The organism is Mesorhizobium sp. LNJC394B00 (assembly GCF_000502555.1).
In the GTDB taxonomy this organism is placed as follows: domain Bacteria; phylum Pseudomonadota; class Alphaproteobacteria; order Rhizobiales; family Rhizobiaceae; genus Mesorhizobium.
In genome coordinates this window covers 105927-115000 of record NZ_AYWH01000002.1, presented here as the reverse complement: position 1 = coordinate 115000, position 9074 = coordinate 105927, and the positions used below count along the sequence as shown (strand labels likewise).

Annotated in this window: 6 protein-coding genes (1 of these 6 only partly in view); 1 reads left to right on the top strand and 5 read right to left on the bottom strand. The window is 63.7% G+C overall.

Annotated features, from left to right (window positions below):
- Positions 1-912: the 3' portion of a M23 family metallopeptidase gene (locus X751_RS158515; protein ID WP_023701439.1), read on the top strand. Its footprint begins 1059 nt before the window's first position; only the last 912 of its 1971 coding nucleotides appear in the window; its start codon lies beyond the left edge, outside the window; the stop codon is at positions 910-912.
- Positions 913-1085: 173 nt separating this feature from the next.
- Here the strand turns inward: X751_RS158515 and X751_RS158520 are convergent, their stop codons facing one another.
- From X751_RS158520 to X751_RS158540, 5 genes are all read right to left on the bottom strand, one after another.
- The gene (locus X751_RS158520) at positions 1086-2645 is read right to left on the bottom strand and encodes an MFS transporter (RefSeq protein WP_023744037.1); all 1560 of its coding nucleotides are present in this window, start codon (positions 2643-2645) and stop codon (positions 1086-1088) included.
- A 102-nt stretch (positions 2646-2747) separates the two neighbouring features.
- Positions 2748-4265 (bottom strand): L,D-transpeptidase family protein, encoded by a 1518-nt coding sequence (locus tag X751_RS158525; protein ID WP_023701438.1) that lies wholly within the window; start codon positions 4263-4265, stop codon positions 2748-2750.
- 292 nt (positions 4266-4557) lie between these two features.
- Positions 4558-4914, bottom strand: a complete 357-nt coding sequence (locus X751_RS158530; RefSeq protein WP_023685771.1) for an MmcQ/YjbR family DNA-binding protein — start codon at positions 4912-4914, stop codon at positions 4558-4560.
- A 71-nt stretch (positions 4915-4985) separates the two neighbouring features.
- A complete protein-coding gene (gene clpB / locus X751_RS158535; RefSeq protein WP_023744036.1) occupies positions 4986-7592 on the bottom strand; it encodes an ATP-dependent chaperone ClpB in 2607 nt (868 codons plus the stop codon).
- Positions 7593-7800: 208 nt separating this feature from the next.
- The gene (locus X751_RS158540) at positions 7801-8796 is read right to left on the bottom strand and encodes a DUF4167 domain-containing protein (protein WP_023686668.1); all 996 of its coding nucleotides are present in this window, start codon (positions 8794-8796) and stop codon (positions 7801-7803) included.
- Positions 8797-9074: the final 278 nt, after the last annotated feature.

The window sequence follows — 9074 nt, the reverse complement described above, 5'->3', positions numbered from 1 at the left end:
GGCCAGTATGTGCCGGCGCAGGAACCGGAGCCGAACCCCGAATTGCTGACCGCGTTCGATGATTCGTCGGCGCCGGTGGTGGTGCGCGGCAATCTGCCGAACGTCTATGACGGCATCTACCGCGCCGCCTATTCCTACGGCATGTCGAAGAAGCTGACCCAGCAACTGGTCAAGCTCCTGGCCTCCGGCGTCGACTTCCAGTCCAGGCTCAATCCATCGGACCGCATCGACGTGCTGTTCTCGCAGCCGGACGGCGACGACCAGGCCTCCGACGAATCGGAACTGCTCTATGTCTCGTCGACCTTCGGCGGCCAGACGCGCAATTTCTACCGATTCCAGATGCAGGACGGCTCGACCGACTATTTCGACGAGGACGGATCTAGCGCCGAGCAGTTCCTGTTGCGCAACCCCCTGCCCGCCGGGAAATTCCGCTCCGGCTTCGGCGCCCGCCGACATCCGATCCTCGGGTATGTCCGCATGCATACCGGCGTCGACTGGGCGGCGCCGATCGGAACGCCGATCATCGCCGCCGGCAACGGCACCATCGAAAAGGCCGGCTGGGCCGGCGGCTACGGCAAACAGATCATCATCCGCCATGCCAATGGCTACGAGACCTCCTACAATCACCAGAGCGCCTTTGCCAAAGGCATCGAACCGGGCGTTCATGTCCGCCAGGGCCAGACCATCGGCTTCCTCGGTCAGACCGGCCTCTCCACCGGCCCGCATCTTCACTACGAGCTGATCGTCAACGGCACCAAGGTCGACCCGATGCGCGTGCGCCTGCCGGTCGGCAAGGTGCTGAAGGGCGACGACCTGGTCGCTTTCAAGCGCGAGCGCGAGCGCATCGATGAACTGCTCAAGCAGGAAGACAGCAATCCGCTGAAGGTCGCGAGCGCCAAGATCGAAGGCTAATGCATGTCGCCCAGAAGTGTGCCGCGGTTCTGGGACAACGACATGCCTCAAAACAAACACTTAAAGCGCGTCGTATGAATCCGTTTCAGCGCGACGCGCTTTAAGCCGTCACACTCGACGCCGGCGAATCATAATCGCCCCATCAGAGCATTCCGAATCGGGTCGGCTCCGAATCAGGTCGACTGCTCCTCTTCGGCTCGTGACCAAGGCAGCTTTTGCCCCGAAACGGTGGCCCAGGCGATAATAGCGGCAAGCAGGCAAAGCACGGCCGTCACTGTCGACACGGCCGCGAACGCCGCATCGCTGGCGGCGAGCCGTGTTGCATCAAGGTCTGGCGCCAGGCCGGCCAATGCCGGTTCGCCGAATCCCGGAATGCCCGGCCTAGCGCTGGTATCGAGCATCGTCGAATAGACCCAGGCCGCGAGCGAGCCCATCGCCGCCACAGCAATCAGCCCGCCAATGCGCGAAACCGCATTGTTGATGCCGGAAGCGGCGCCGGTATCCTTGTCCTCGACCGCGGTCATGACCGCCGTCGACAGCGGCGACACCACCAGCGCCATGCCGAGCCCCATCACGGCCATCAGCGGAAAGATACCGGTCCAGAAATTGTGCATGCCGGCATGAGTGAGCAAAGCCAGCCCGGCAAAGGCGATGGCAACCACCAGGCAGCCGCTGGCGATCGGAAAACGCGGACCGATGCGATCCGACCACTGGCCGACGAGACCCGACAGCAGCGCGATCGACGCCGACAGCGGCAGGAAGATGAAACCGACCTCTTTGGTGCTCAGCCCCCATCCGGCGATCAACAGCATCGGCAGGTAGAACAGATTGGCCGACAGGGCGAAATACAGGAAGAAGGTGGCGAGATTGGCGCCGGCAAAGGCGCCGATCCGAAACAGCTTGAGATCGATCATCGGCTCGCGCTGCCGAAGCTCGAAGACGATGAAGATGATAAGCAGCACGGCGCCTGCGGCGATGCTCGGCCCCGACATCAGCCCGCTGCCTTCGGCGCTCATCGAGGTCAGTCCGTAGGCAAGCGCCCCGAAGGCAAGCGTGGCGAGAGCGGCGCCGCCGAGATCGAGGCTTCGCTTCTCCGTCGGCGCGTCGGCGGGAATCTTGGCCAGCAGGAGATAGATCGAGATCAGCCCGAGCGGCAGGTTGACGGCGAAGATCGCCCGCCAGATACCGCCGCCAAAGGCCGACAGGACGAAGCCGCCGAGCACCGGACCGAGCGCAGTCGTCAGCGCCGAGGCGGCGGCCCAGATGCCGATCGCCCGGCCGCGCTCCTTCTTCGGATAGGCCTTGGCGATGATGGCGAGGCTGCCCGGCACCATGATCGCCGCACCAATGCCCTGAATGGCGCGAAAGGCGATGAGCACCAGCGCATTCGGCGCCACCGCGCAGGCCAGCGAAGCGACGATGAACAGCGCAATGCCGGCAACGAAGGCGCGCCTGAGGCCAAACCGGTCGCCGGCGGCGCCGCCGGCCAGAATCAGCGCCGACAGCGTCAGCGCATAGGCGTTGGAAATCCACTGGACCTCGGCCAGGCTGGCGCCGAGGTCGACGCGCATTGCCGGCATGGCAATGGCCAGGGTCGACCCGTCGATGAAGCCGAGCGCTGACGCCAGGATCGCCGCTACCAGCACGAACTTGCGCTGCGACTGCGGGCAAAATGTACCGTTGGAAAGCGACCTGGTCAGGGGAACGGCTGCGGCTTCGCTCGGAGACTTCATGAGCGTCTGCTTAGACTTCTTGCGGGCCGGCAACAACCAGCCAGCACCCTGCGCTCATGAATCCAGCTTTGGATATCGGCCTGCCTTATGGGCAGGCCGATATCACTGCGCTGGAGCGCTCACTTGCTCCGCAACATCATCGGCCGAGGGACCGCCGACGAACTCGACGGTGACGCCCGGCGACACCAGCTTGGCCAGTTCACGCGCATCCCAATTTGTCAGGCGCACGCAGCCATGGCTTTCGGTCTTGCCGATCTTGGAGGGATCGGGCGTGCCGTGAATGCCATAGGTCGGCTTGTCCAGCGCGATCCACACCGAGCCGACCGGGCCGTTCGGACCCGGCGGGATGGTCAGGATCTTGTCGTTCTGGCCCTGCTTGAAATTGATGCTGGGGTTGTAGGTGTAGTTCGGATCGAGCGCGACGCGCGACACCGTATGAGTGCCGGTCGGCGAGGGCGTGTCGGCTGAACCAATGGTGGCCGGATAGGCCGCGACCAGCTTGCCACCGGCGTCATAGGCGAACACCTGCTTCTTGTCCTTGTCGGCGACGATGCGGGCAACCGGCGTCGCCACCAGCCTGCCGAAATTGGCGACCTTGATGATGGTGCCGGGACGGCTGAAGTCGGCCTCGGGATTGAGCCCCTTCAGGTAGTTCTCGTCCATGTGGAACCGTTCGGCCAAGGCTTCGGTGACGGAGGTGTAAGCCATGCGGTCGAGCTGCGCCTTCTGGCTATAATCCTCCGGTATCGAGGCGACATAAGGCCCGGCCGCGTCCTCGGGCGTGATCGTATAATTGGCGAAAGCATCGCCACCGGTCTGCGCCAGCGCAGCCTGGATGCCGACCGCGTCGGTCGAGCGCAGATTGCTGCCGGTGATCTGGTTATAGGCGGCAAGCGCCTTGTCGACATTGGAGCCGAAGCGCCCGTCGACGACGCCGGGTGAAGCGCCGGCGCGGTCGAGCAGCACCTGCAAGGCGGCTACATCCTGGCGTGCGCCGAGTGAAAGCGAGGGATCGACCACGGTCTTGCCACCGGCTTTCGGCGGCAGCGCGGCCTGGTCGGCGGGCGCCGCCGGTTCGGCGGGATCGATAGAGGCTTCGTTCAGCGGCTGGCGCTTGACGGGCCGCGGTTCAGCGGATTTCGGCGCTTCCGGATAGGTGTCGCTGTCATTGGCATCATCCTGCGGAGCGGCCCCCAGGAATCTGTCGCTTTCAGGATCGTATTCATCAACCGGCGGGCCGGGGATTCGTCCCTGATCGTCCAGTTGCCTGCGGCGGAAACGCGCCATGTCTTCGGGATCGTCGAGATAGTAGCGGTCGTCGTCTTCGACCGGTGCGCGTCCAAGCTCACGTGCCCGCATTTCCCGGCGCAGCGCGCGGCGGTCGAGCCTGGTCTGCGGCGGCTGGATGGCGATGACCTTGCCGGTCTCGGCATCGACGATGACGCGGTTGCCCCTGGCGTCGTAATAGATGTCGAGATTGCCGTCCTGGGCAAGCACAATGCCGCCGCTATCGGCGGCGCGGACGGCCGGCAGTGCGTTGTCCACAGTCGGCGATGCCATGGCGCTGGACGTGAGCAGCCCGGCGGCGAGCACCGAAAAGGCAAGGATCGTGCGGAACATGGTGGTCAAACTCTCCGGCACTTACAGCGCCGCGCGCCCGTTTGGACGCGCAAAGGACGCTGTAACACTTCATGTCTGCGCATGATCCTTTCCGAAAATCGAATTTCGATTTTCGGGGTCATGCGTAATTGCCGCCGCCCGGCAGTGTTCCCACCAGAACGTTCTCGCCACCGTTTGGATGCGCAAGGAACGCCCTGATCGTCAAAAGCCTGCAGGCAAACCCCTTCGCCAGCAAACCACAACATAAGCTTTCCAACATGAACCGGGCATGAAGATGGCGGATTACTGGTTGCTACAGGCCCAATTCCTTGCGCGTCTGCTTCGTCAGCTTGAGGACGACGAGGCGGTGGCTTTCGCCGAGATAGTCCTTCAGCGCATCATCATCCATGCTCTGGCTTGTCTGACGCTGGATCCATTTCATGCCGCGCGAGGCGAGATAGGGCGCCGGCCGGCAGCCGGGCTGATCCTTCAGCACGTCATAAGCCATTTCAGAGCATTTGAAGGTGACGAAGACGCCACCCTCCCGGTCATGGCCGGCGATGGTGAAGACCTTGCCACCGACTTTCCAGACATCGGCCCCGCCCCACTGCACGACGTGCGTCGTCTGCGGCAGCGAGGCGCAGAAGCTGTTGTAGTCGTCCAGCGTCATCTGCACCCCCGTCAAAGGATTGTTGTTTCATAAGAAAATGCCGCGCGTCCGGTCGGACGCGCGGCGTTGGATCAGGCTGCCGCGTCGGTCGGCACCACAGTGGGCCTGGACCGGAAATTCAACCGGTCGGAGCCGGCGGTGACCTTGACGGTCCAGCCGTCGAGTATCTCGCCAAGCAGGATTTTTTCCGCCAGCGGATCTTGCAGGTCCTTCTGCATCACCCGCTTCAGCGGCCGCGCGCCATAGGCCGGGTCGTAGCCCTTCGCCGCCAGCCAGTCGATCGAATCCTGGTCGAGCGACAGTGTGATCTTGCGGTCGGCTAGCAGGCTTTCCAGCCGCTTGAGCTGGATCTCGACGATGCGGCCCATATCCTGCCGGCGCAGCCGGTGGAACAGGATCACCTCGTCGACGCGGTTGAGGAACTCCGGCCTGAACGAGGCTCTCACCACGCTCATAACCTCGTCGCGCACGGCATCGACGTCCTGCTCTTCGCTGAGATTGACCAGATATTCGGCGCCGAGGTTCGACGTCATGACGATCAGCGTGTTGCGGAAGTCGACCGTGCGGCCCTGCCCGTCGGTCAGCCGCCCGTCGTCGAGCACCTGCAACAGCACGTTGAAGACATCCGGATGCGCCTTCTCGATCTCGTCGAACAGCACGACCTGATAGGGCCGGCGCCGCACCGCTTCGGTCAGCGCACCGCCTTCCTCATAGCCGACATAACCGGGAGGCGCTCCGATCAGCCGGGCGACCGAGTGCTTCTCCATGTATTCCGACATGTCGATGCGCACCATAGCGCTCTCGTCGTCGAACAGGAAATTGGCCAGCGCCTTGGTCAGTTCGGTCTTGCCGACGCCGGTCGGTCCGAGGAACATGAACGAGCCGATCGGCCGGTTCGGATCCTGCAGCCCGGCCCGGGCACGACGCACGGCCTTGGACACCGCCTGTACCGCTTCGCCCTGGCCGACGACTCGCTTGCCGATCTCGTCTTCCATGCGCAGCAGCTTGTCGCGCTCGCCCTGCAGCATCTTGTCGACCGGAATGCCGGTCCAGCGGGACACGATATGGGCGACGTGGTCGGGCGTGACCACCTCTTCGACCATGCCGGCCTTGCCGTCCTGGGCTTCGGCTTCCTTCAGCTTCTTTTCCAGTTCCGGGATCTTGCCATAGGCAAGCTCGCCGGCGCGCTGGAATTCACCCTTGCGCTGGGCAATGGCGAGGTCGTTGCGGGCCGCGTCGAGCTGCTTCTTGAGGTCAGCGGCGAGGCCAAGCTTCTGCTTCTCCGACTGCCATTTGGCGGTGATCTCGGTCGATTCCTCCTCGAGGCCGACGAGTTCCTTTTCGAGACGCGCGAGCCGGTCCTTTGACGCCTCGTCCTTCTCGACCTTCAGTGCCTCGCGCTCGATCTTGAGCTGCATGATGCGGCGATCGATTTCGTCCAGCGCCTCGGGCTTGGAATCGACCTGCATCCTCAGCCGCGACGCGGCTTCGTCGACAAGGTCGATCGCCTTGTCCGGCAGGAAACGGTCGGCGATGTAGCGGTTGGACAAGGTCGCCGCCGCGACCAGCGCCGAATCCGAGATGCGCACCTTGTGGTGCTGCTCGTACTTCTCCTTCAGGCCACGCAGGATCGACACGGTATCTTCCACCGACGGCTCGTTGACGAAGACCGGCTGGAACCGGCGGGCAAGGGCCGCGTCCTTCTCGACATGCTTCCTGTATTCATCGAGCGTGGTCGCGCCGACGCAGTGCAGTTCGCCGCGCGCCAGCGCCGGCTTCAACAGGTTCGAAGCGTCCATGGCGCCATCGGCCTTGCCGGCGCCGACCAGCGTGTGCATCTCGTCGATGAACAGGATGATGCCGCCGGCCGCCGAGGTGACTTCGTTGAGCACGGCCTTCAGCCGCTCCTCGAACTCGCCGCGATATTTGGCGCCGGCAATCAGCGCGCCCATGTCGAGCGCCATCAACTGCTTGTCCTTCAGCGATTCGGGCACGTCGCCATTGACGATGCGCAGCGCCAGACCTTCGGCGATCGCCGTTTTGCCGACGCCCGGCTCGCCGATCAGCACCGGGTTGTTCTTGGTACGCCGCGACAGCACCTGGATGGTGCGGCGGATCTCGTCGTCACGGCCAATCACAGGGTCGAGCTTGCCGGCGCGGGCATCGGCGGTGAGGTCGCGCGCGTATTTCTTCAGCGCGTCATAGCCCTGCTCGGCGCTCGCCGAATCGGCGGTACGGCCCTTGCGGACGTGGTTGATCACCTGGTTCAGCGCCTGCGCTGTGACGCCGGCCTTGGACAGGATATCGGCCGTCTTGGCCGACTTCTCCATCGCCAGCGCCTGCAGCAGCCGCTCGACCGTGACAAAACTGTCGCCGGCTTTCTTGGCCAATTCCTCGGCGGTCGAAAACACCTTGGCCAGCGGCTGCGCCAGATAAAGCTGGCCGTTGCCGCCTTCCACCTTGGGCATGGCCTCAAGGGCGGTCTCGACGCCAAGCTTGACGTCGCGCACGTTGCCGCCGGCGCGCTCGATCAGCGAGGCGGCCAGCCCCTCGTCGTCATCGACGAGGACCTTCAGCATATGTTCGGGAGTGAATTGCTGGTGATTGCGCGAGAGCGCCATGGTCTGGGCGGACTGAATGAATCCGCGGACGCGCTCGGAGTATTTTTCGAGGTTCATATCTGTCTCCTTCCATCACCGGCCCGCTTTGCGGCACCGGATCAGATTGCGGTGACGGACCCGCTCATCCGAGCCGGGTCCAGTTCACGCCAGATATGGGGCGCAAGCCATTGCCGCTCAAGACGTCCGGCTGATGATATTGCATGGCCGAGCAAACGAAAACGGCGGAGATCTCTCTCCGCCGTTTCATCGACTTATGTCTTGTGGGTCAGTTGTTGGCGTCGACGGCGAACGGGTCGCCGGCAGGGCTTTCGGCCGGCGCCGCATCAACCACGTCAACAGCGGCAGCGGTCTCGCCGGCGCCATCCACCACCTGGCCACCACCAGACTGTTCGTCACCGACCTGATCGGCATTGTTGCGCGGGCGGCGCGGACGCCGCGGGCGACGGGCAGCGCCGCTCTCGGCGGCTGCCTCATTGAGTTCGGCCCGGGCGGCAAGAGCCGCCGGCGACAGGTTTTCGTACAGCGGCGCCGACTCGGAGAAACCGCTCTCGGCTTCGGGCTCAACCGCGGAAACGGTTTCCGCCTGTGCCGGGGTTTCGGTGAAGCGCTGCTGGTCGCCGCGCTGGCCGTTCTGCTCGCCACGCTGGGCAAAGTCGCCACGCTGGTCGTTCTGGCCATAGCCGCCATTGGGGCGGCGGTCACGGTTGCGGCCATTGTTGTCGCGGCCGTTGTTGTTGCGGCCATTATTGTCACGGCCATTATTGTCACGGCCACTGTTGTTCTCGCGGCCGTTTTCCTGGCCGTATGCGAGTTCGGCCGGCGTGCCCTCAATCGTCGGCTGCGGACCGTTGCCGTGGTTCGCCATCGGCGCTTGCGTCTCGCCGCCATTGCCGCTGCCGGCATTGTCAAAATCGTCGCGATCTTCATCGTCGTCGAATTCGTCGCGGTTCTGCGGGGCATTCTGGATCGGCATCTGCGCCTGTGCGGCGGCAATGATGCGGTTGTAGTGCTCGGCGTGCTGGAGGTAATTTTCCGCCATAACCCGGTCGCCGGAGCTTTGCGCATCACGGGCCAGAGTGGCGTATTTTTCGGCGATCTGCTGAGCCGATCCACGGATTTTCACGTCCGGGCCGTTGCTCTCGTAGTTGCGCGTCAGGGGATTTGGGCCCTTGCGGTTGTTGTTGTTGTTATTGTTGTTGCCACCGCCGCCGCCATTGTTGTTGCGACCGCGCATGCGCCTGTTCTGCTGTTGTGGCCTCATAAGACTCTCTTCATTTTGAAATTTTCGAAAAACGTTTCACGAACGGAGGCGCTCATGCAGCCAGCCGTTTCGTTTCTTCACCGGCGTTCGCCCGCATCAATTGCGTTGGCGCCACGTGTCATCCCGTTCCGGTTACATCACTTGCCGGACGATTCCCGCACGAAGCTTGGGCGTCGTTTGCGCAAGAAGGCAGCTATTTCCAAGGAAAACCGAATCGCTAAGAGCACTGCCTGCTTCGTCTCATCCGGTTAGGGCGGACCCTAGCCGCATTCCCCGGC